7 protein-coding genes and 1 pseudogene are annotated in these 24,299 nt (G+C 72.4%); all 8 read left to right on the forward strand.

Annotation, left to right across the window (positions count from 1 at the left end; genetic code table 11):
- The first annotated feature begins 85 nt into the window (after nucleotides 1-85).
- The 8 genes and pseudogenes from LMU33_RS37765 (at nucleotide 86) to LMU33_RS37800 (ending at nucleotide 24,201) form a co-directional block, all read left to right on the forward strand.
- Nucleotides 86-346 carry an acyl carrier protein gene (locus LMU33_RS37765; RefSeq protein ID WP_228626036.1) on the forward strand — a complete coding sequence of 87 codons (261 nt, stop codon included), beginning with the start codon at nucleotides 86-88 and terminating at the stop codon, nucleotides 344-346.
- Nucleotides 343-1,593, forward strand: a complete 1,251-nt coding sequence (locus LMU33_RS37770) for a cytochrome P450 (RefSeq protein ID WP_228626037.1) — start codon at nucleotides 343-345, stop codon at nucleotides 1,591-1,593. The genes LMU33_RS37765 and LMU33_RS37770 overlap by 4 nt, the downstream gene beginning before the upstream one ends.
- Nucleotides 1,590-2,327 (forward strand): thioesterase II family protein, encoded by a 738-nt coding sequence (locus tag LMU33_RS37775; protein ID WP_228626039.1) that lies wholly within the window; start codon nucleotides 1,590-1,592, stop codon nucleotides 2,325-2,327. The genes LMU33_RS37770 and LMU33_RS37775 overlap by 4 nt, the downstream gene beginning before the upstream one ends.
- A 55-nt stretch (nucleotides 2,328-2,382) precedes the next feature.
- Nucleotides 2,383-5,496, forward strand: a complete 3,114-nt coding sequence (locus LMU33_RS37780; protein ID WP_228626041.1) for a type I polyketide synthase — start codon at nucleotides 2,383-2,385, stop codon at nucleotides 5,494-5,496.
- Between the two features lie 70 nt (nucleotides 5,497-5,566).
- A pseudogene (locus LMU33_RS37785) lies at nucleotides 5,567-11,107 on the forward strand (type I polyketide synthase); the annotation flags it as partial.
- A 9-nt stretch (nucleotides 11,108-11,116) separates the two neighbouring features.
- The gene (locus LMU33_RS37790) at nucleotides 11,117-17,701 is read left to right on the forward strand and encodes a type I polyketide synthase (protein ID WP_228626045.1); all 6,585 of its coding nucleotides are present in this window, start codon (nucleotides 11,117-11,119) and stop codon (nucleotides 17,699-17,701) included.
- Nucleotides 17,702-17,706: 5 nt separating this feature from the next.
- A complete protein-coding gene (locus LMU33_RS37795) occupies nucleotides 17,707-20,829 on the forward strand; it encodes a type I polyketide synthase (RefSeq protein ID WP_228626047.1) in 3,123 nt (1,040 codons plus the stop codon).
- Between the two features lie 153 nt (nucleotides 20,830-20,982).
- Entirely contained in the window at nucleotides 20,983-24,201 is a 3,219-nt protein-coding gene (locus tag LMU33_RS37800) for a non-ribosomal peptide synthetase (protein ID WP_228626049.1), read from the forward strand.
- The last annotated feature ends 98 nt before the right edge of the window (nucleotides 24,202-24,299 follow it).

Raw genomic sequence — 24,299 nt, forward strand, 5'->3', positions numbered from 1 at the left:
GTCGTCATGGCGATGACGGTCCGGACACCGGACCGAAAAGGACGCGAGCGGGCACTCCCGGTCGGCGGAGGAAGGAAAGACTGGCATGGAACGACAAGCCGCGCCTTCGAGCGCGCCGGTTTCGCTCGGGCAGGAAATCGCGCAGCTGTGGGCGGAATACCTCGACTGTGAGATCGGTCCGGAGGACGACTTCTTCGCGCTCGGCGGCAATTCGCTGTCCGGCATCAAGATCATCGAGCGGGTGGCCCAGGACTACGGCGTCCAGCTGTCCGTGCGCGACTTCTACCTGGCGCAGACTCCGGCCCGGGTCGCCGAGCTGATCGAGCAGGGGAGGGCCGGGACGTGAGGCTGACGCCGGGTCCCGCGCGCGACATCGACCTCGACAGCGTCGACCTGTTCGACCTGGACCTGTACACCTCGGGCGATCCGCACCCGATCTGGGACGTGATGCGGGCGAAGGCGCCCCTGCACCACCAAGTCCTCCCGGACGGCCGGGAGTTCTGGTCGGTGACCCGCCACGAGGACGTCTGCCGCGTGCTCGGCGACCACCGGGAGTTCACCTCGGAGCGCGGCACGACACCCACCCACGTCGGGGTGGACGACCCCGCGGCGGGCAAGCTGCTGACGTCCACCGACCCGCCACGGCACACCGAGGTCCGCAGGCCGCTCGGCTCCAAGCTCACCGCCCGGGCGGTGAAGTCCTGGGAGGACTCGATCCGCGGGACGATCCAGCGCTTCCTCGAGCCGGCGCTCGAGGGCGAGAGCTTCGACCTGGCCGAGCGGGCGCTGCTCCTCCCGGCGATGGTCACGGGCCCGCTGCTCGGCATCCCGGAGAAGGACTGGGAAGAACTCGTCCAGCTGACCGCGATGGTGACGGCTCCCTCGGACCCGCACTTCATGGTGGGCCACGAGGCGGCGACCCTGGCCATCTCCCACCACGAGCTGGTCAACTACGTCACCGAGTGGGTCAAGCGGCGGCGGGCGGCCGGAGGCGAGGACGACACCCTGCTCGCCCACCTCATGAGCGTCCGCGCGGGCGGCGTGCCGCTGACCGACGAGGAGATCGCCCTCGACGGCTACAGCATTCTCCTCGGCGCCAACGTGACGACGCCGCACACCGTCTCGGGCACGGTGCAGGCGCTCATCGAGCGGCCCGAGCAGTTCGAGAAGGCGCAGGCAGACCCGTCGCTGATCCCGGACCTGGTCGAGGAGGGGCTGCGCTGGACCTCGGCCGCGTGCAACTTCATGCGGTACGCGGTCGACGACGTCGAGATCGCCGGGGGCACGATCCCGGCCCGTGCGGCGGTCGTCGCGTGGATCGGGTCGGCCAACCGGGACGAGTCCCAGTTCACCGATCCGCACACGTTCGACATCACGCGGAGCAACGCCAAGCGCCACGTCGCGTTCGGATTCGGGCCGCATTTCTGCATCGGTGCACCGCTGGCCCGGATGACCCTGCGGATCTTCTTCGAGGAACTGCTGCAGCGGTTCGGCTCGATCGAACTCGCCGGCGAACCGCAGCACCTGCGGTCGTACTTCATCGCCGGGATGACCCACCTGCCCATCGTCGCCCAGAAACGAAAGACGCCATGACATCCGGCTCCACCACCGCCGCGTCGCCGTGGTTCGTCCGGCCGCCGTCCACCGGCCACCCCGCCCGGGTCTTCTGCTTCCCCTTCTCCGGGTCCGGGGCGTCGGCCTTCAGCGGATGGCCGGCCGCGATCGGCGACGTCGAGGTCTGCCCGGTGCAGTTCCCCGGCCGCGAGAACCGGCTCGGTCATCCCCACTACGGCACCTACGAGAACCTCGCCGCGGACCTGGTCGAACCCCTGGCGCCGCTGCTCGACCGGCCGTTCGCGTTCTTCGCGCACTGCGCGGGCGCGCTGCCCGCGTACGAGACCGTGCTCAAGCTCGCCGAACTCGGCCTGCCCACGCCGGACCGCCTCTTCGTCTCGGGCCAGCCGGCACCGCACGACGCCTCCCGCGACCGGATGCTCGGCATGACCGAGTCCGAACTGCGCGCGGAGGTGGAGTCGTTCATCCGCAGCCGGGGGATCGAGCCGCGGCCGGACATGCTCGACCTCGGCCTCATGGTGCTGCTGCGTGATCACGCGGCGGCGAATGCCTACCGGCGGGCGGAGCCGGTCGCGGTGGACTGCCCCGTCGTCGTACTGCACTGGCGCGACGACCCGGACGTGAGCCTCGCCGACCTGCAGGGCTGGCGCCAGTACGCGGACTCGGTCGAATTCCGGGTGGTCGACGGCGGCCACTACGACTTCATGGACGCGCCGGACGAGCTGCAAAAGCTGCTGACCCGTTGGCTGTGAGCGCAGTGCAGCCGCCCGTAAGAGCCGTACGCCGAGGGAACCGGAAGGAACACAGATGAGTGGCGCAGCCACCGATATTGCCGTCATCGGGATGTCGTGCCGCTTTCCCGGTGTGCACAACCCGGCCGAGTTCTGGCGCCTGCTGCTCGACGGGAAGTCGACCATCGGAACCTTCCCCGAGCAGCGGGCCGCCGACGCGAACTCGAAGCACACCTCCCACCCGGACGCCGCCACCCTGGGCTCGGGTTCGTTCTTCGACTCCGTCGACGGGTTCGACGCCGCCTTCTTCGGCACGGGGCCGGCGGAAGCGGCCGCCATGGACCCCGTGCAGCGGCTGGGTCTCGAGCTCGCCTGGGAGGCCGTCGAGGACGCCCGCATCCCGGCGACCGCGCTCGCGGGCCGCGAGGTCGACGTCGTGGTCGGCGCCGCGCCCTCCGGGTACGACCTGCTGCGCAAGCTGTCCGGCAGCGACCAGGACGACCACTACGCCGCGCTCGGCTCCAGCGGTGCGCTGATCGCGAACCGCATCTCGAACCTGTTCGATGCGCGCGGCATGAGCTTCTGCGCGGACTCGGGCCAGTCCTCCTCACTCGTGTCGTTGGCGCTGGCGTGCGAACGGATACGGTCCGGTGCCGTCGACATGGCCCTCGCCGGCGGCGTGCACCTGATCGTCGATCCGGAAGCGGGAGCCGGCCTGGCCAACCTGGGCGCCCTGTCGCCCGACGGCCGCTGCTTCCCCTTCGACGAACGGGCCAACGGCTTCATCCGGGGAGAGGGCGGGGCGTTCGTCCTGCTGAAGCGGCTCGACCTCGCCGTCGCCGACGGTGACCACATCTACGCGGTGGTGCGCGGCTGGGGCGTCAGCAGCGGCGGAGCGACCAGCCGGATGCCGGACCCGAGCCCCACCGGGCAGGCGGCGACCGTGCTGTCCGCCCTCGAGCGCGCGGCCGTTGCGTTCGACGGCGTCGACTACGTCGAGGCCCACGGCACCGGCACCCGGCTCGGCGACCCGGCCGAGATATCCGGTCTGCGCGAGGTGTTCCGGCGGACCGGCCGCAGCCGCACCCTGACGATCGGCTCGGTCAAGGCGAACGTCGGGCACCTGGAGCCGGCCGCGGGAATCGTCGGCTTCGTGAAGGCCGCGCTCTGCGTGGACCGCGCTCACCTCGTCCCCACCCCGGGCTTCCGCTCCCCGAATCCCGCCGTCCCGGACTTCCACGAGGACTTCGAAGTCCTCCGTACCGCGCGGCCCTGGCCGAGCGAGCCGGGCCGGCCGCGGCGGGCCGGGGTGTCGTCGATCGGGATGGGCGGCACCAACGCGCACGTGATCCTCGAGCAGGCCCCCGAAGGACAGGCCGAACTGCCTTCCGCAGCTGGGGACTTGACCGCCGCGGGCGTCTCCGGGGCGGTGCCGTGGGTGCTGTCGGCGCGCTCGGAACCGGCCCTGCGGGAGCAGGCGGCGCGGTTGCGGGAGCTGGTGGCCGCCGACGCGTCGCTGTCGGCGGTCGACGTGGGCCATTCGCTGGTGGCGGCGCGGTCGTCGTTCGAGCACCGGGCGGTGGTGCTGAGCGGTGACCGTACGGAGGCGCTGGCCGGCCTCGACCTGGTGGCGGCGGGCGGTGCCGCGGCGCGGGCGGTGCGCGGCGCGGCCACGGGGCCGGTGGGTCCGGTCGTCTTCGTGTTCCCCGGCCAGGGGTCGCAGTGGCTGGGCATGGGCAAGCAGCTGTACGCGGAGTCGGAGGTTTTCGCGCGCGCGATCGACGAGTGCGCAGGCGCTCTCGACCCGTGGCTGGACTGGTCGCTGGTGGACCTGGTGACCGGCGCGGAGTCGGCGCCGTCGCTGGAGCGCGGGGACGCCGTGGTCCAGCCCGCGTTGTTCGCGATGATGGTCTCCCTGGCGCGGCTGTGGCGGTCGCTGGGAGTCGTCCCCGACGCGGTGGTGGGGCACTCGCAGGGAGAGATCGCCGCGGCGTGCGCGTCGGGTGCGCTCTCCCTCGAGGACGCGGCACGGGTCGTCGCCCTGCGCAGCCGGGCACTGACCGCCCTGGCCGGCCTGGGCGGGCTGAACGCGGTGGCCGCGCCCCTGACCTGGGTCGAGGACCGGCTGGGGCGGTGGCCCGGGCGGCTGTCCGTGGCCGCGGTCAACGGGCCGGCCTCCGTGGTGATCGCCGGGGACCTCGAGGCACTGGAGGAGTTCGCCGCGCTGGCGGCCGGTGACGGGGTCCGGGTGCGCCGGGTCAAGATCGAGTACGCGTCCCACTCCCACCAGGTCGAACGCATCCGTGACCGAGTGCTCGAGGCCGCCGCGGGTGTCACGCCGAGACGGACGGCGGTGGAGTTCCACTCCACGGTCACGGCAGGACCGCTCGACACCCGGGTGCTCGACGCCTCGTACTGGTACGACAACCTGCGCTCGACGGTGCGTTTCGGCGAGGTCGTCGAGAACCTGATGCGCGAGCGCGGTGGCGTGTTCGTGGAGGTCAGCCCGCATCCCGTGCTCCAGGTGGCGATGGAGGAGGCCGCCGACGCGCTCGCGAGCCCGCCCACGGTGGTGAGCACCCTGAGCAGGCACGACGGGAGCCTGGGCAAGGTCCTGGCGTCACTGGCCGAGCTGCACGTGCGCGGCGTGCCGGTGGACTGGAAGGCGGTGTTCGCCGCCGGCCGGCCGCGCCGGATCGACCTGCCGACCTACCCGTTCCAGCGGCAGCGGTACTGGCTGACGGCGCCCGCCGGCACCGACACCGTGCACGGCCGCGACGCGCAGGCGGACGGACCGGGCGCGCACACCGCGGCGGCGCAGCTGGACTCCGCGTCGGCGGTGCTCGCGCTCGTGTGCGCGGAAACGGCAGCGCTGCTGGGCACGAAGGGCGCGGGTCTGACGGCCGCCGATCTCGAGGCGAGGTCGACGCAGACCTTCAAGGCCCTGGGCTTCGACTCCTCGATGGCGGTGGAACTGCGCAACCGGCTGGGCGCGGTGGCCTCGGTGCGGCTCCCGGCCACCGTCGCGTTCACCTACCCCACCCCGCACACGCTCGCCGACCACCTCTTCTCCCTCCTCGAGCCCGAAGCGACCGAAGCTCCCGAAGTTCCCGAAACGGTGGAGGAAACGAGTCTGGAAGGCCGCAGCGATGACGATCTCTACGCGTTGATCGAACGCGGATACGTATAGCCACACCCGTTCTTCTAAACAACCTTTGGGGGAGGCCCTGGTGGAGGATGTCGACAAGCTCCGGTCCTACTTGCGACGCGCCGTCGGCGACGCGCAGGAACTGCGCGAGCGAGTGCGCGAGTTGGAGGAGTCCGCGCGCGAGCCCATCGCTGTCGTGGGTGTGGGGTGTCGCTTCCCCGGCGGGGTGACGTCCCCCGAAGGTCTGTGGTCGGTCGTGTCCGACGGCGTGGACGCCATGGGCGACTTCCCGCCCGACCGTGGGTGGGACGTGGAGGCCCTCTACGACCCGGATCCCGAGGCGCACGGCAAGACGTACACGCGCACGGGCGGATTCCTGCCCGATCTCCCGGAGTTCGACGCGCAGTTCTTCGGCATCAGCCCGCGCGAGGCGCTGGCGATGGACCCGCAGCAGCGGCTGATGCTGGAGACGTCGTGGGAAGCGCTGGAACGGGCGGGTATCGACCCGGCCGGTCTGCGGGGTTCGGCGACCGGGGTGTTCACCGGGATCTACGGCGTCGACTACGGCCCACGGGTGGGTGGCGGCGCAGCCGGCGAAGTGGAGGGTTTCCAGCTCACGGGGAACTACCTCAGCGTGGCCTCGGGCCGGGTGGCGTACGTGCTCGGTCTGGAGGGTCCGGCGGTGTCGACCGACACCGCGTGCTCGGCGTCGCTCGTCGCCGTCCACCAGGCCGTGCGGTCCCTGCGGTCCGGGGAGTGCACGCTGGCGCTGGCCGGCGGGGTGGCGGCGCTGCCGACTCCGGGGATGCTCGTGGAACTCGCCCGGCAGCGGGGCCTGTCGGAGGACGGGCGGTGCAAGGCCTTCGCGGACGCGGCGGACGGCACCGGCTTCTCCGAGGGCGCGGGCGTGCTGGTCCTGGAGCGGCTCTCGGACGCGCGGCGCAACGGGCGCCGGATCTGGGCGGTGATCCGCGGTTCGGCGATCAACCAGGACGGGGCGTCCAACGGGCTCAGCGCGCCGAACCCACTGGCGCAGCAGCGGGTCATCCGGGCAGCCCTGGCCGATGCCGGGCTGTCGACCGGCGATGTGGACGCGGTGGAGGCGCACGGCACCGGAACCAGGCTGGGCGACCCCATGGAGGCGGAGGCCCTGCTGGCCACCTACGGTCAGGAGAGGGACCCGGACAACCCGCTGTGGCTGGGGTCGCTGAAGTCGAACATCGGTCACACGCAGGCGGCCGCGGGCGTCGGCGGCATCATCAAGATGATCATGGCGATGCGCCACGGGGTGCTGCCCAAGACCCTGCACGTGGACCGTCCCTCGACGCACGTCGACTGGTCGGCTGGTGCGGTGGAGCTGCTGACCGAGGCCAGGCAGTGGACCACGGGAGCGGGCCGGCCCCGCCGCGCGGGCGTGTCGTCCTTCGGCATCAGCGGCACGAACGCGCACGTGATCCTGGAGCAGGCACCCGATCCCCTCGCGCGGGAGGAGGCCCCGGCTCCCGCGGCCGCGGACCCCACCGCCGTCCAGGTGTCCGCCGACGCCCCCGGCGCGGTGCCGTGGGTGCTGTCGGCGAAGTCGGAGCAGGCGCTGCGGGAACAGGCGTTGCGGCTGCGGGACCTGGTGGCCGCGGACGCCGACCTGCCGGTCGCGGGCGTGGGGCACGCGCTGGTGACGACGCGATCGCTGTTCGAGCACCGGCAGGTGGTGATCGGCGCCGACCGGGACGAACTGCTCGCCGCCCTGGCCGCGGTCGCCGCGGGTGACGAGCCCGGTCCCGCCCGTGCGGTGTCCGGAGTCGCCAGGCCGGTGGGCAGGACGGTGTTCGTCTTCCCGGGCCAGGGGGCGCAGTGGATCGCGATGGGCCGGGAGCTGTGGGAGACCTCCCCGGTCTTCGCCGAGGAGCTGCGCGCGTGCGCCAGGGCGCTGGAGCCGTGGGTGTCCTGGTCGCTGGTCGACACTGTGTGCGGCGGCCCGGAGGCGGCGGACCTGGAGGACATAGACGTCGTCCAGCCGGTGCTGTTCGCGGTGATGGTGTCGCTCGCCCAGGTGTGGCGCTCGCTCGGGGTCACACCGGATGTGGTGATCGGCCACTCCCAGGGTGAGATCGCCGCGGCCTACGTCGCAGGCGCCCTGACCCTTGAGGACGCCGCCAAGATCGTGGCCCTGCGGTCCCGGCTCCTTGCCACGGTCACCGGGCAGGGCGGCATGGCCGGGATCCTGTTGCCCGAACACCGCGTGCAGGAGCTGATGCAGCGGTGGGGCAACCGGATCGGGATCGCCGCGGTGAACGGACGCAACTCCACGACGGTGTCGGGCGAGACCGCGGCGGTCGAGGAACTGGTCGAGGCCTGCCAGGCCGAGGGCGCCCGCGCGCGGCTGATCAAGTCCAGCGTGCCCGGGCACTCCCCGCTGATGGACCGGTTCGACGGCCGGCTCCAGCAGGAGCTGGGCCGGATCACCCCCATGCCCTCGCCGGTGGCGATCTACTCGACGGTGACCGGCGGGCTGATCGACCCCCTGCAGCTCGACACGGCCTACTGGTACCGCAACCTGCGCGAACCGGTCCAGTTCGCGGCCGCCATGGGGCGCCTGATCGAACAGGAGCGGGGCAGCGCGGTCATCGAGCTGAGCCCGCACCCGCTGCTCGTGATGAACATCCAGGAGATGTTCGACACCACCCCCGGCGCCACCGGGTTCGTGGTCGGTTCGCTGCGCCGCGACGAAGGCGGCCTCGCGCGGCTGTACCAGTCGGCGGCCGAGGCGTTCGTGGCGGGCCTCGCGGTGTCGTGGGAGGCGGCGTTCCCGGGCTGGGAGGGCCGGTGGGTCGAGCTGCCCACGTACGCCTTCCAGCGGCAGCGCTACTGGCTGAACACACCCGCCGAGACCACCACCGCGAGCACGTCGGACCATCCGCTGCTCGACGCCGTGATCGATCTGCCCGATGACGGCGAGCACGGCGGAGTCGCGGCCGGCGGGCGCCTGTCGCTGGAGCGCCACCCGTGGCTCGCCGACCACGTGGTCCACGGCGCCGTCCTGGTGCCGGCGACGGTGCTGGCGGAGCTGGCGGCGTGGGCGGCGCACAAGGCGGGGTGCGACGTCGTCGACGAACTCACCCTGGAGACACCGCTGGTGCTGCCCCGGACGGCCGAGCGCGAGATCCGCGTCGTGGTCGACGGCAAGCGTGTGATCAGCGTGCACTCACGGGGCGAGGGCGAACCCGAGTGGACGCGCAACGCCGTCGGGACCGTCGGATCCGGCACCGCAGCACCCCACGCGCAGGAAGACCTCGTCCCATGGCCTCCCGCGGGCGCGGCGAGTGTGCCCTTCGAGGAGGAGTACACCAGGCTGTCCGCCCTCGGGTTCACCCACGGGCCCCTGCTGCGAGGCCTGAAGCAGGTGTGGCGCCAGAAGGACACCCTGTTCGCGGAGGTGGAGCTGCCCGCGTCCGACGGCGCGGACCACGGCCGGTTCCGGATCCACCCGGCGCTGCTCCACGCCGCGCTGCTCCCGGTCGGCCTGGGACAGTTCGTCGACAACTCCCGGCCCGAGGGCTGGCTGCCGTTCCGCTGCACGGGCATCCGCATCCACCCCGCCCAGCCGACCGCGCTGCGCGTCCGTCTCGCCCCCGCGGGCGAGAACACGCTGTCCGTGACCCTCGCGGACCAGAACGGGACACCTGTCGGCGGTGTCACGTCGCTGAGCCTGCGGCCCGCGGAGGTCGAGAAGCTGACCGAGCTGAGCTTCGACCACCGGGACTCACTGTTCCAGCTGGAGTGGGTTCCCCTCACGGTCGCGTCCGGTCCGGCCGCGGACCGGTACGCGGTGGTGGGCGGATCCGACGCGATCACCGCATCCCTGGGCCAGGACCGGGCGGTCTTCACCGACCTCGACGAACTCGCCGCTCTGGGCGGGGAGATACCCCCGCTCGTCATCGCCGGCATCGAGCGTGCGGACGGCGCGGACACGCCCGCCGACGTGGAGGGGAAGCTCCACCGGGTGCTGCGCTGGACGCAGACCTGGCTCTCCGACGAACGGTTTTGCGACTCCCGCCTGGTCGTCGTGACGCGGGACGCCTTCCACGACGACGAGGTGCCGCACCCCGACCCCGCGGCTGCCGCGGTCTGGGGATTCCTGCGTACCGCGCAGACCGAGAACCCGGGCCGGTTCACGCTCGTGGACACGGACGACCGGGCCGCCTCGTGGGCCCAGGTCCCGGCCGCGGCCGCCACCGGGGAGGCCCAGCTGAAGATCCGGGCCGGCGGTGTGACCACACCTCAACTGGTCCGCGCCACGGGCGTGTCCGACGGGGCACTGGACGCTCTCGGCTCCGGTTCGGTGCTGATCACCGGCGGTACCGGCGGCCTGGGCGCGATGCTGGCCCGGCACCTCGTGGCCCGGCACGGGGTACGCCGGCTGGTGCTGACCAGCAGGCGCGGGGCGCAGGCTCCGGCGGCGGCCGCGCTGCGCGAGGAGCTGACCGGGGCCGGGGCGCACGTCGACATCGTGGCCTGCGACGTGACGAGCCGCGAGTCCGTCGCCGAACTGATCGCCGGGGTGCCGTCCGAGCATCCGCTGACCGCGGTGATCCACTGCGCGGGCGTGCTGGACGACGGCGTCGTGGAGGCCCTGACCGAGGACCGCGTGGACTCGGTCCTCGCGCCGAAGGTGCGCGGTGCCTGGCACCTGCACGAGCTGACCGCGCATCTGGACCTGTCCGCGTTCGTGCTGTTCTCCTCGATCGCGAGCGTGCTCGGCTTCGCGGGACAGGCCAACTACGCGGCGGCCAACGCCTTCCTCAACGGCCTCGCGGAAGCCCGTCGGGCCCAGGGACTGCCTGCCGGCGCGTTGTGCTGGGGCTTCTGGGCCGAGCGCAGCGAGATGAGCGCGGACCTCACCGACGCGGACGTGGTCCGCATGCAGCAGCAGGGCGTGCAGCCGCTGTCGTCGCAGGAGGGGCTCGCGCTCTTCGACTCGGCGGTCTCGGTGGACGAGCCGGTGCTCGTGCCGGTGCGGCTGAACCTGACGACGCTCGGCCCGATGGCTTCGCCGCTCCTGCGCACCCTCGCCGGCACGTCCGCCGGACCCGGCGGCCCGGCCGGCTCGGCATCCACCGACATCTCTCTCGCGCAGGCGCTGAGGTCGCTGCCGCCCGCCGAGGCGGAGGCGGCGCTGCTCGATGCCGTACGGACGCAGACCGCGCTCGTCCTCGGGCACGCCGACACGGCGCGGATCGGTCCCGCCGCGACGTTCAGGACGCTCGGGATCGACTCGCTCACGGCACTGGAGCTGCGCAACAAGCTGGCGGCGGTGACCGGCCTGAAGCTGCCCGCCACGCTCGTGTTCGACCACCCGAACCCGGCCGCGCTCGCCCAGTTCCTGGGTGCGGGCATCACCCCAGACGCCGGTGCCGGCGCACCGTCCCCGGCCGATCACCTGGTCAAGGAGATCGAAGGACTGGGCGCCCGGCTGGAGGAGGCGTTCCTCCAGCTCGCGGAGGACGACAAGACCACCATTTCCACTCTGCTCGGCGAGCTGCAGGGCCGAGTCCGTTCGATGGTGAGCGCCGGAGAACCGGCCGGCATCGTCGACCAGATCGGTTCGGCCTCAGCGGGAGAACTCCTCGCGCTGCTGGACAAAGAGCTTGGCTAGGGGAAAGCGATGACCAACGACAACAACGCCGACGTTCTCGACTACCTCAAGCGGACATCGATCGAGCTGATCGAGACACGCAAGCGCCTGCAGGAGCTCACGGACGCCGCCGCCGAGCCCATCGCGATCGTCGGTGTCGCCTGCCGCTACCCCGGCGGGGCCGCGTCCCCGGAGGAGTTGTGGGAGCTGGTGCGGGCGGGCGCGGACGTCGTGTCGGACTTCCCCGACGACCGCAACTGGGACCTGGAGTACGACCCGGACCCGGACCGGCCAGGCACCTGCTACACGCGCAAGGGCGGCTTCCTCTACGACGCCGGTGACTTCGACGCCGAGTTCTTCGGGATCAGCCCGCGCGAGGCGCTGTCCGCCGACCCGCAGCAGCGGCTGCTCCTGGAGACCTCGTGGGAGTCGCTGGAACGAGCCGGTGTCGACCCGGAGACCCTGCGCGGCAGCAACACCGGCGTGTTCGCCGGTCTCGCGTACTTCGGATACGGCAACCACTTCTTCACCCCCGAGGCCGTCGCGGGCTACGGCCAGGTCGGTTCCCTGCTGAGCGTGGCGTCCGGACGCGTGGCGTACACGCTGGGCCTGGAGGGCCCGGCGGTGTCCACCGAAACCGCGTGCTCGTCGTCGCTGGTGGCGGTGCACCAGGCGGTGCAGTCGCTGCGGCAGGGCGAATGCGGCCTCGCCCTGGCCGGTGGCGTCACCGTCGTCGGGATGCCGCAGGTGTTCCGGGAGATGTCGCGGCAGCGGGGTCTGTCGGAGGACGGGCGGTGCAAGGCCTTCGCCGACGCGGCGGACGGCACCGGCTTCTCCGAGGGCGTCGGCGTGCTGGTCCTGGAGCGGCTCTCGGACGCGCGGCGCAACGGGCGCCGGATCTGGGCGGTGATCCGCGGTTCGGCGATCAACCAGGACGGGGCGTCCAACGGGCTGACCGCGCCGAGCGGGCCGGCGCAGCAGCGCGTGATCCGGGCGGCGCTGGCGAACGCCCGGCTGCAGGCGGGCGATGTGGACGTGGTCGAGGCGCACGGCACCGGCACGACCCTGGGCGACCCCATCGAGGCAGGTGCTCTGCTGGCCACCTACGGTCAGGAGAGGGACCCGGACAACCCGCTGTGGCTGGGGTCGCTGAAGTCGAACATCGGTCACACGCAGGCGGCCGCGGGCGTCGGCGGCATCATCAAGATGATCATGGCGATGCGCCACGGGGTGCTGCCCAAGACCCTGCACGTGGACCGTCCCTCGACGCACGTCGACTGGTCGGCCGGTGCGGTGGAGCTGCTGACCGAGGCCAGGCAGTGGACCACGGGAGCGGGCCGGCCCCGCCGGGCGGCCGTGTCCGCCTTCGGGGTCAGCGGCACCAACGCGCACGTGATCCTGGAAGAGGCCCCGCCCGAGGAGCAGGCGGACGAGCCCGGCCCGGTCACGGGCGTGGTGGGCGGTCTGGTGCCGTGGGTGGTGTCGGCCAAGAGCGCCAAGGCGCTGGAGCAGCAGGCCGGCAGACTGCGCGACTTCGCCGCCGCCGACGCGGACCTGGACCTCGCCGACGCCGGCTGGTCGCTGGTGTCGAGCCGGTCGCGGTTCGAGCACCGCGCGGTGGTGCTGGGGCACGACCGGGACGAGCTGCTGAGCGCCCTGGCGTCGCTGGCCGACGGCGAGGAATCCGCCGCGGTGGTCCGCGGCGTCGCCGGGGAACGCGGCGGATCCGTCTTCATGTTCCCGGGCCAGGGCTCGCCCTGGGCGGGAGTGGCACGGCAGCTGTACGACACCTTCCCCGTCTTCGCGCAGAGCCTCGACGAGATCTGCGAACGCTTCGGCGCGCACCTGCCGTTCGCGCTGAAGCCCCTGCTCCTCGCCGACGAGGTCGAACCCGCGCAGCGCGAGCGCACGGACATCGCCCAGCCGGCCCTGTTCACCCTGCAGGTCGGCCTGTACCGGCTCCTGGCGCGGTACTGCCCGCGGCCGGACCACCTGATCGGTCACTCCGTCGGCGAGATCGCCGCCGCCCACGTGTCCGGGGTCTTCGACCTCGACACCGCGACCAGGCTCGTGGCCGCACGCGGGCGGACCATGCAGACGGTCACCGAGCGCGGCGCCATGCTGGCCGTACGCGCCTCCGAAGCCCACGTGAGCGCGCTGCTCGGCGACTACGACCGCGTCGGCATCGCCGCCGTCAACGGCCCGGAGTCGGTCGTGGTCTCGGGCCTGCGCGACCAGGTCCACGCGATCCGCGACCGGCTCGTCGCCGAGGGCACCTCGGCGAAGCTGCTCCCGGTCGACCACGCGTTCCACTCCCCGCTCATGGACCCGATCCTGGACGACTTCGCGGGATCGCTCGAGGAGTTCCCCACGGGCGAGATGTCGATCCCGATCGTCTCGACCAGGCTGGGCCGCGAGGTCACGCTCCAGGAGCTGACCTCCCTCGAGTACTGGGTGAACCACGTCCGTGAACCCGTTCGCTTCCACGACGCGGTCGAGTGCGCCCGTACGGCCGGTGCGGACGTCTTCCTCGAGGTGGGGCCGGGAGCGACGCTCACCGGCATCACCCAGGAGGCGTTCGCCGGCGAGGGTGTGCACGACGCGGTGGTCCTGTCGGCGTCGCGGCGGGACCGCACCGGGCCGCAGGCGCTGATCGGCGCGCTGGCCCAGCTGCACGTCCAGGGCGGGTCCGTGGACTGGAACGCCCTGTTCGGCACGCGCCGCAGGGTGGACCTTCCGACGTACGCGTTCCAGCGGCAGCGGTACTGGCTGGACCTCCGGGCCGGGACGGAGTCGGCGGACGTCGCCTCCGCCGGTCTGTCGGCCCCGGAGCACCCGCTGCTCGGCGCCGCCGTGGACCACCCCGGCACCGACGAGGTGGTGTTCACCGACCTGTGGTCCCTGCGGACCCACGACTGGCTGGCCGATCACGCCGTGTTCGGCGCGGTCGTCGTACCGGCGACGGCCTACATGGACCTGGCGCTGTCGGTGGGCGACCACGTCGGGTGCGGCGCGGTCGAGGAACTCACCCTGGAAGTCCCCCTGATCCTCCCCGACTCGGGCGACGTGCAGGTCCGCATCGTCGTCGGTGCGGCGGACGAGACGGGACGCCGCTCCCTGGACGTGTACTCGCGTCCCGCCGAGGACGGCCCCACGGCGGGCGGCTGGACCCGGCACGCGATGGGCAACCTGGCACCGGCCGCCCCGCCCACGGCCACCTGGGCGGACGACACCCGCGCGCTCGCCGTGTGGCCGCCGGCCGGGGCCCGGCAGCTCGACATCGCCGCCCTCTACGACGACTTCGCGGACGCGGGCTTCGACTACGGCCCGATGTTCCGCGGGCTGCGCGAGGTCTGGCAGCACGGCGACGACCTCTACGCCCTGGCCACGCTCCCGGACACCGCCGAGGGCTCGGCCGCCGGCGCCTTCGCCCTGCACCCGGCACTCATGGACACCGTCCTGCACGCGGCGATCGTCGGCGGAGTCATCGAGGTGACGGGCGAGCAGGGCCGGATGCCCTTCTCGTGGTCCGGGGTGAACCTGGCCGCGGAGTGCGGCACGACCGTGAAGGTCCGGCTCTCCCCCGTCGGCGAGGACGTCGTGTCCGTGGCGATCGCCGACGAGCAGGGCCGCAAGATCGCATCCGTCGAGGCGCTGACGTTCCGGCCGGCCAGCGCCGAGCAGGTGCGCTCGGTGCGCGGCGGGCAGGAGCAGTCGCTGTACGAACTGCAGTGGCGACCGGCCAGGCAGAGCAGGCCGGAGACCCACCGCGGGCAGTGGGGCGTCCTCGGTGCGGAGAACGGCCTGGCCTCCCGGCTCTGCGGGGCGGGTGACGGCGCTGCCGTGTTCTACCGGTCGATGGACGAGGCCCTCTCGGAGAAGGCCCCCCGGCACATCGTCCTGTGCCTGGACGACTTCGTCGCCGCCGGCCCCGATCTGCTCGCCGCGGTCGGCGACACGGACAAGCGCGTACTGGACTGGGTCCAGCGGTTCCTCGCCGGGGAACACCTCGACCGGTCCACGCTGGTGGTGCTCACCCGCCGGGCCCTCGACACCGGTTCCGGCGAGGGCGTCGAAAGCCTCCCCGGGGCGTCCGTGTGGGGCCTGATCCGGTCCGCCCAGACCGAGCACCCCGGCAGGTTCCGGCTCGTGGACATCGACGACGAGGAGACGTCCTGGGCACGCTTGCCCGACGTGCTCGCCGTCGACGAGACCCAACTGGCGCTGCGCGACGGTACGTTGCTCGTGCCCCGCCTGGCCGCGGCCGCACCCGAGGAGCAGCGGATCGAGCCGCCGGCGGCCGGCGCCCACCGTCTCGGCATCCCCAACAAGGGAACCCTGGAGAACCTGACCTGGGTCCCGTGTCCCGAGGTGGAAGCGCCCCTGACGAGCGGTCAGGTCCGCATCGCCGTACAGGCCGCCGGGCTCAACTTCCGCGACGTCACGATCGCGTTGGGCCTGGTGGACAAGACGGCCATCGACGCCGGGCTCGGCAGCGAGGGCGCCGGAGTCGTCCTCGAGGTGGCGGACGACGTGACACGTCTGGCGCCGGGCGACCGGGTGACCGGCATCTTCACCGGCGCCTTCGGCCGCACCGCCGTGGCCGATCACCGCATGCTCATGCCCATCCCCGACGGGTGGAGCTACGCCGAGGCGGCGTCCGTGCCGTGCACCTTCCTCACCGCCTACCACGGGCTCTTCCGCGTGGCGAACCTCAAGAAGGGGCAGCGGGTCCTCATCCACGCCGCGGCGGGCGGCGTCGGCATGGCCGCCGTCCAGCTCGCCCAGCACGTCGGCGCCGAGATCTACGCCACCGCGAGCCCGGCCAAGTGGCCCGTCCTGCGCGGCCTGGGACTCGACGAGACGCATCTGGCGTCGTCGCGCGACCTGGAGTTCGCCGAGAAGTTCCTGCACTCCTCGGGCGGCCACGGTGTGGATGTCGTGCTGAACTCCCTCGCGCACACGTTCGTCGACGCCTCGCTGACGCTGCTGCCGGGCGGGGGACACTTCGTCGAGATGGGGAAGACGGACATCCGCGACCCCCGTCGGGTGGCGGCCGACCACCCAGGAGTCGACTACGAGGCCTTCGACCTCTACGAGGCGGGCCCGGACGCGATCCACGAGATGTTCCGGGCCGTCATGGAACTGTTCGCCGACGGGCAGGTGCGCCTGAACCCGATCTCCCTGCGCGACATCCGCGACGCGCGCCGGACCTTCCGCGAGATGAGCCAGGGCCGCCACGTCGGCAAGCTGGTCCTCGAGGTGGGCGAAGGCTTCGGCGGGGGCACCGTACTGGTCACCGGCGGCACCGGGGGAGTGGGATCGCTCGTGGCACGGCACCTCGTCGCCGAACACGGTGTACGGAGTCTGCTGCTGGCCAGCCGCAGCGGAACGGCGGCCGACGGGGTGAGCGAACTGGTCGCGGACCTTCGGGACGCGGGAGCGGCGGTACGCGTCGTCCAGTGCGATGTCGCGGACCGGGCCGCCGCGGCGGACCTGCTCGCGGACATGCCCCCCGGGTACCCGCTGACCGCGGTCGTGCACGCGGCGGGAGTGCTCGCGGACGGCACCGTGGAGTCGCTGACCGCACAGAGCATCGACCACGTGCTGCGCGCCAAGGTCGGCGGCGCGGTCAACCTGCACGAGCTGACCCGGGAGCGCACCCTGTCGGCGTTCATCCAGTTCTCCGCCCTCGCCGGCACGCTCGGCAACGCGGGGCAGGCCAACTACGCCGCGGCGAACGCCTTCCTGGACGGTCTGGCGGCGCGGCGCAGGGCATCCGGCCTGCCCGGCACCTCGCTGTGCTGGGGCTGGTGGGAGCAGAGCAGCGGCATGACCGGGGACCTGGACCAGGCCGACCTCTCCCGGCTGCGGCGGATGGGCATCGCCGCCATGCCGACGCACGAGGCACTCGCCCTGTTCGACACGGCGTGCGCCAGCGGCAAGCCGGTCCTCGTCCCGGCCCGGCTGGACGTCGCCGCGCTGCGCAACAAGACCGGTGACGAACTGCCCTCGCTGCTGCGCGACCTCGTCGACGGCGGCCGGCCACGCCGCACCAGGGCGGGCACGGCCAAGGACGGCGGCTCGCTCGCACTGGCCGCGAAGCTGGCCACCCTGCCGGCGGACGAGGCACAGGCAGCCGCCCTGGACTGGGTCCGCGACCAGGCCGCCGTCGTGCTCGGCCACCCGTCGGGCACGGCCGTCGACAGCGACCAGGCCTTCACCCTGCTCGGATTCGACTCGCTGACCGCGGTCGAACTGTGCAACCGCCTGGCTGCCTCGACCGGACTGCGCCTGCCGTCCACGCTCGTCTTCAGCTACCCGACACCACGCGAGCTGAGCGAGCACCTGTGCGGCCTGCTGCGTCCGGAACCGGACACCGGCTCGGCCGAGGCCGCCGAGCAGGCAGCAGACGCCGAGATCCGGGAGGTGCTGCGGACCGTCTCGATCGACAGCCTGCGCAGCGCGGGCGTCCTGGACCTGATCCTGGCGTGCGCCGAGGCGCCCGAGCCGGGCGGCGACGCACCGGCGGCGGACGAGGACGCCGAAGCGGACGAACTGTCGGACCTGGACCTGGAAGCACTGGTCGACCTGGCTCTGGGTGAGAAGGGGTAAGTGACATGACCAACTCCGCAGATCGCACCGCGGACGGATCGGACCGCGTCCAGCGGGCACTCCGCACGCTCATCGAGGAACGCGACCGCCTCCGGCGGGAGAACGACGCCCTGAAGGCCGGCCGCGGCGAGCCGATCGCCGTGGTGGCCATGGCGTGCCGCTACCCGGGAGGCGTGTCGACACCCGAGGACCTGTGGGACGTGGTCCGCGAAGGCCGGGACGTCGTCGGGGACTTCCCGCAGGACCGCGGGTGGCGGGACGTCTACGACCCGGACCCCGGCGCCGCCGGCAAGGCGTACACGCGTCAGGGAGGGTTCCTGGCCGACGTCGCCGGATTCGACGCGGACTTCTTCCACCTCAGCCCGCGTGAGGCGCTGGCCGTCGACCCGCACCACCGCCTGCTGCTGGAGACGTCCTGGGAGGCCTTCGAGCGGGCCGGCATCGTCCCCGCCGACGTACGCGGCTCCGAGGTCGGCGTCTTCTCCGGGGTCAGCTCGTCCGAGTACGGGTGGCGCTTCCTGGAGGGCGGCCAGAAGGAACTGGAGGGCTACTTCCTGTACGGCAGCGCGCTGAGCGTCGCGTCCGGCCGGGTGGCGTACGAAATGGGGCTGACCGGGCCGGCGGTGTCGGTGGACACGGCGTGCTCGTCGTCTCTGGTGGCCCTGCACATGGCGGTGCAGTCGCTGCGTTCGGGCGAGTGCTCGCTCGCGCTGGCGGGCGGGGCGCTGGTGATGGCGACGCCCGCGATGTTCGTGGAGTTCTCCCGGCAGGAGGCTCTGTCGGCCGACGGCCGGTGCAAGGCCTTCGCCGACGGAGCCGACGGGACCGGCTGGGCCGAGGGAGTGGGTGTGCTGCTCCTGGAGCGGCTGTCCGACGCCCGGCGCAACGGCCACCCGGTGCTGGCCGTCGTGCGCGGCAGCGCGGTGAACCAGGACGGGGCCAGCAACGGGCTGACCGCCCCCAACGGCCGCGCCCAGGAGAAGGTGATCCGCAAGGCCCTGGCGAACGCGGGGGTCTCGCCCTTCGAGGTGGACCTGGTCGAGGCCCACGGCACCGGAACCTCGCTGGGGGATCCCATCGAGGCGGACGCTCTGCTGGCGACCTACGGAAAGGACCGGGCCGAGGACAGGCCGCTCTGGCTGGGGTCCCTGAAGTCGAACATGGGGCACGCCCAGGCCGCCGCCGGGGTCGCCGGGGTCATCAAGGCCGTGCTGGCCATGCGCCACGGGTACCTGCCGAAGACCCTGCACGTGGACACGCCCTCCCACCACGTCGACTGGTCCTCCGGCGCGGTCGAACTCCTGGTGGAGGGACGTGAGTGGCCCCGGACGGACGGTCCGCGGCGGGCCGGGGTGTCCTCGTTCGGGGTCAGCGGCACCAACGCGCACGTGATCCTGGAAGAGGCCCCGCCCGAGGAGCAGGCGGACGAGCCCGGCCCGGCCGCGGGCGTGGTGGGCGGTCTGGTGCCGTGGGTGGTGTCGGGCAAGCGGGCGAAGGCGCTGGAGCAGCAGGCGGGCAGGCTGCGCGACTTCCTCGCCGCCGACGCGGACCTGGACCTCGCCGACGCCGGCTGGTCGCTGGTGTCGAGCCGGTCGCGGTTCGAGCACCGCGCGGTGGTGCTCGGGCGCGGTCGCGACGAGCTGCTGACCGGCCTGGCGTCACTGAGCGAGGGGGCGGACTCCGCCGCGGTGGTCCGCGGCATCGCCGGGAACCTCGGTGGCGTCGCCTTCATGTTCCCCGGCCAGGGCTCGCAGTGGGTCGGCATGGGCCGGGAACTGTACGACGCCTTCCCGGTCTTCGCCCGGTCACTCGACGCGTGCGCGGCCGCACTGGCCGAGTGGGTCGACTGGTCGCTGCTCGACGTGGTGCGCGGCGTGGAGGGGGCGCCGACCTTCGAGCGGGTGGACGTGGTGCAGCCGGCGCTGTTCTCGGTGATGGTGTCCCTGGCCGCCCTGTGGCGGTCCTGGGGCGTGGAACCGGCCGCCGTGGTGGGCCACAGCCAGGGCGAGATCGCCGCCGCCCACGTCTGCGGTGCGCTGTCCCTGCGGGACGCCACCAAGATCGTGGCACTGCGCAGCAAGGCCCTGATCGAGCTGAAGGGGCTCGGCGGGATGGCCTCGGTCGCGGAGTCCGCGGAGGTGGTGGCGGAGCGACTGGCTCCGTGGAGCGACCGGGTCAGTGTCGCCGTGGTCAACGGACCCCGTTCCGTGGTGGTGTCCGGAGAACCGGACGCACTCGACGAATTCGTCGAGAAAATGAAGGCCGACGGCGCCCAGGCGCGGAGAATACCGGTCGATTACGCCTCCCATTCCCACCAGGTGACCCGGGTCCGCGACCAGGTGATCGGCGCGCTGACCGACGTGAGCCCGAAAACCTCGACGCTGCCCTTCTATTCGACCCTCTACGGCGAAATCATCGACACCGCAGGGCTGAACGCCGACTACTGGTACAACAACCTGCGCGAAAAGGTCCTCTTCGAGACCTCCGTCCGGCAGCTGGCCGAGGACGGCTTCCGGGTGTTCATCGAGATGAGCCCGCACCCCGTGCTGAACGTCCCGGTGCAGGAGATCGTCGAGGAGGTGGACGACGCGCTGGTCCTGTCGTCGTCGCGGCGGGACCGCGACGAGGTGGAGGCCGTGCTCGGCTCGCTGGCCCAGCTGTACGTCCGGGGCGGGACCGTCGACTGGGACGCCCTGTTCGGGACGCGCCGGCGGGTGGACCTGCCGACGTACGCGTTCCAGCGGCAGCGGTACTGGCTGAACTCCTCGCCCACGGCGGCGGTGGCGGCGGAGGTGTCCTCGACGCAGCCGCCCGCGGACGACGAGCAGGTCGTCCCGCTGCCGGACAGGATCTCCGCCCTCCCCGACGACGAAGCGCACACACTCGTCCTCGACCACGTCCTCGAGAAGGCCGCCGTCGTGCTCGGACACCCCTCCAGCGCGTCCATCGACCCCGACGAGAAGTTCTGGGAGATCGGATTCGACTCGATGCTGTCGATGGAGCTGAGCAAACGCCTGAGCGCGTCGACCGGACTCAAACTGAAAGCGAACATGGTGCTGCGGCACCCCACCGCGCGACTGATCGCCGGACACATCGTGTCCTCGATGCCCGCGCGCGCTGCGCGGTGAAGTGTCCCGCCGGCGGGACACCGCAAGCTCGGCAGCGGCTTGTCCCGCCGGGAATCAAGTTGTCTTGAACGGCTGACCCACCCCGCCCGACCATGGGGGTGATCTGCGAATTCCTCCGGTGTCCCGGTTTGTTTGTTCGAGGGGTTGATCTCTGTGCGTTCGTTCGGTGCGTCGTCTGCGCATAAAGGCATGTGGCGGGCGCAGGAAATGGCTCCCGACACGCCGAACCATGCGCTGACCATGTGGGATGTGGACGGCGAGCTGGACGCGGCCGTCATCCGGTCGGCGTTCCTGCACGTGATGGGCGAGGCGGAGGTGCTGCGCGTCAACTTCGCCGACGACGGCGGCGGACTGCGCCTCATCCCCCGCGAACTGGGGGACTGGCGGCCGTTCTTCCTGGATCTCAGCGCCGAGGCCGACCCCGAGCAGGCGGCGCGCGAAGCCCTGGCCGACCTGGTGCGCCGGCCGTTCGACCTGGAACGGGATCTGCTGTTCCGGCTCGGTGTGGTCAAACTCGCGGAGACCCGCCACCTCCTGGTGATCGCCTACCACCACCTCATATCGGACGGGTTCGGCGCGGGCGGCCTGCTGTCCAAGCGCCTCGCCGAGGTGTACACGGCGCTGGTGCGCGGCGAGCACGTGCCCGAACTGCCGCACCCGTGGGACACCGAGTCGTTCGCGACCGAGGCGACGGAGTACCTCGCCTCCCAGAAGTTCACCGAGGACTCGGAATTCTGGCGCGACTACCTGACCGATGCGCCCCCGCCCGCGCAGGTTCCGCGTGTCGCCCTCTCCGACGACCAGCGGTCCGCGCTGTCGGAGCCGATGAGCAGCGCCGACCGCTGGTCGGAGGTGGCCGAGACCATCGGCATGGTGAGCCGGACGCTGACCGTTCCCCGCGCCGAGGCGGACGTGTGGACCGAGACCGCGCAGTCCATGGGCGTGTGGATGTCACAGATGCTGACCGCGGCCACGGCGGTGTTCCTGCGCCACCGCTGCGATCGGCCGGAGTTCCTCCTCTCCCTGGCCGTGGGCAACCGGGTCGGCGTGGCGAGCCGGACGCCCGGCCTCGCGGTGAACGTGGTGCCGGTGCGGGTGGCGATCGACCTCAACGCGACCTTCACCGAGATCGCCGACATGCTCGTCGACCAGACCTACGACCTCTTCGACCACACCGCCTGCCACTACTCGGACATCCAGCGCGCCGCCGGAACCGTCCTGAGCGGACGCGGCAGTTACGGGGCCGTCGTCAACGTCGTCGAGTTCGTGGAGCAGCTCCGCTTCGGCGACAGCCCGGCGCGCTACTCCGGCGCGACGACCGGGACGTTCGAGGAACTGTCGATCGGCGTCTACACCGACGGCAGCCCCGACAGCGACCTCTTCATCCGGCTCGACGCCCCCGCACGCCTGTACCACCGTGCGGAACTGCGCTTCATCGGCGAGGAGCTGATCGCGTACATCCGTGCCGTCGTGGCCGCCGGCGCGCAGCCGGTCGGCGCCCTGGACGTGGTGAGCGGTGCCGAGCGGCACCAGGTGCTGAGGGCGCCGAACGACACGCACGCGCCGCTCCCCGGACTGACGGTTCCTCAGCTGTTCGCCCGGGTCGCGGAGCGGCAGCCCGACGCCGTCGCGCTGGTCTCCGGCGACGTGACGGTCTCGTACCGGGAGCTGGACGAGCGCTCCAGCCGGCTGGCCGAGGCGCTGCGCCGGCGGCACGTCGGACCCGAGACGGTCGTGGCGGTGGCGCTGCCCCGGTCGGTGGACCTCGCCGTCGCCCTGCTGGGCGTGGTCAAGGCGGGCGGAGCCTACCTGCCGATCGACCCGGCGTCCCCGGCGGAGCGCATCGCCTCGCGGATCGCCGAGGCCCCGGCGCGCGCACTGCTCACCGACGCGGCGACGGCCGAACTGCTCCCCGCCGGCCTGGACGTCCCCACGCTCGTGCTCGACGACCTCGCGTCGGACACCGCGGACAGCGACGGCAACGCCGCTCCGGGCGCCCTCCTCCACCAGGACAACCTGCTGGCCGTGCTGTACGACTCCGGAACGGCCGGCGCGGCCACCGGAGTCGGGGTGACGCACCGCAACATGGAGCGGTTCGTCCTGGACCACCACTGGCAGGAAGCCGGCCACGGCACCGTGCTGTGGCACGCGCCGCACACCTCCGACGCGCTCGCCCTCGAACTGTGGGTGCCCCTGCTGGGCGGCGGCCGGGTGGTCGTGGCTCCCCCCGGGGAACTCGACACCGACACGCTGAGCAAGGCGCGCGCGGCGCACGGGATCTCCACGGTGTGGCTGCCCGCGAGCCTGTTCTCGGCGATCGCCGCCGAGCGCCCCGAGTGCCTCGCCGGGCTGCGCGAGGTGTGGACCGGCGGGGACCGCGTGTCCGCGGCCGCGCTGCGCCGGGTCCGGGAGGCCTGCCCCGAGCTGACGATCGTCAACGGCCACGGCCTGACCGAATCGACCGTGTTCGCCGCGTGCCATCGCCTGGCCGCGGACGAACCGGTGCGCCACGCGGGCACGGTCGGCCGCCCGACGGACAACACCGCTCTCTACGTCCTGGGCCCGGGCCTGGCACCGGTCCCCGTCGGCGTGACCGGAGAACTGTACGTGGCCGGGCCCGGTGTGGTGCGCGGATACCCCGGGCGCCCCGGACCGACCGCGGAGCGCTTCGTGCCCTGCCCGTTCGGTCCGGCCGGAGGGCTCATGCACCGCACCGGGGACCGCGTGCGGTGGGGCACCGACGGCCGGCTCGAGTACGTGGCCCGGGCCGACGCCCAGGCCGATGTCCGGGGCGTCCGGGTCGAGTTGGCCGAGGTCGAAGAGGTGCTCTCCGAGCACACCGGGCTCGCGCAGTCGGTCGTGGTCGTCAGGCAGGACGGCTCCGGGCAGCAGCGCCTGGTCGCCTATGTCGTCCCGGTGGGCGGCCAGGCCGTCTCGGCCGACGAGCTGCGCCGGTTCGCCGCGGGATGGCTGCCGGAGTCCATGGTGCCGTCGGTGTTCACGGTGCTGGAACGCCTGCCGGTGACGGCGGGCGGCAGGGTGGACCGGGCGGCGCTGCCGGAACCCGAGTTCGACGAGCGCACCTACCGGGCACCGCGCAACGACACCGAACGGGTCCTGGCCAAGGCGTTCGCGGAGGTGCTCGAGCTGGACCGGGTGGGCATCGACGAGGACTTCTTCGACCTCGGCGGCAACTCGCTGCGGGCGATCCGGCTCGTCGGCCTGATCCGGTCGGAACTGAAGCAGGAGGTGTCCATCCGCAGGCTGTTCGCGGCGCGCACCATCATGGGCCTGTCGGACATGTGGAAGGACCTCGGCCAGTCCAGCAGGCCCAGCCTGCGCAGGCGGACGAAGGAGGGTGCGGTCCTCTGACCGCTGTCCGCCGCTCAACCGCATTCCCGTCAGCGGATTCTCGGGTTCTGGTCCAGTCAGCAGCGGCTTTCCTGTGGCACTGCAAAGGAGAAAGGGAG

The organism is Streptomyces barringtoniae, from assembly GCF_020819595.1.
Taxonomy (GTDB): domain Bacteria; phylum Actinomycetota; class Actinomycetes; order Streptomycetales; family Streptomycetaceae; genus Streptomyces; species Streptomyces barringtoniae.

Bases quoted from the DNA above. Each gene is read 5' to 3' on its own strand.
- LMU33_RS37765 (WP_228626036.1), top strand. From the start codon at position 86: ATGGAACGACAAGCCGCGCCTTCGAGCGCGCCGGTTTCGCTCGGGCAG.
- LMU33_RS37775 (WP_228626039.1), top strand. From the start codon at position 1,590: ATGACATCCGGCTCCACCACCGCCGCGTCGCCGTGGTTCGTCCGGCCG.
- LMU33_RS37780 (WP_228626041.1), top strand. From the start codon at position 2,383: ATGAGTGGCGCAGCCACCGATATTGCCGTCATCGGGATGTCGTGCCGC.
- LMU33_RS37790 (WP_228626045.1), top strand. From the start codon at position 11,117: ATGACCAACGACAACAACGCCGACGTTCTCGACTACCTCAAGCGGACA.
- LMU33_RS37795 (WP_228626047.1), top strand. From the start codon at position 17,707: ATGACCAACTCCGCAGATCGCACCGCGGACGGATCGGACCGCGTCCAG.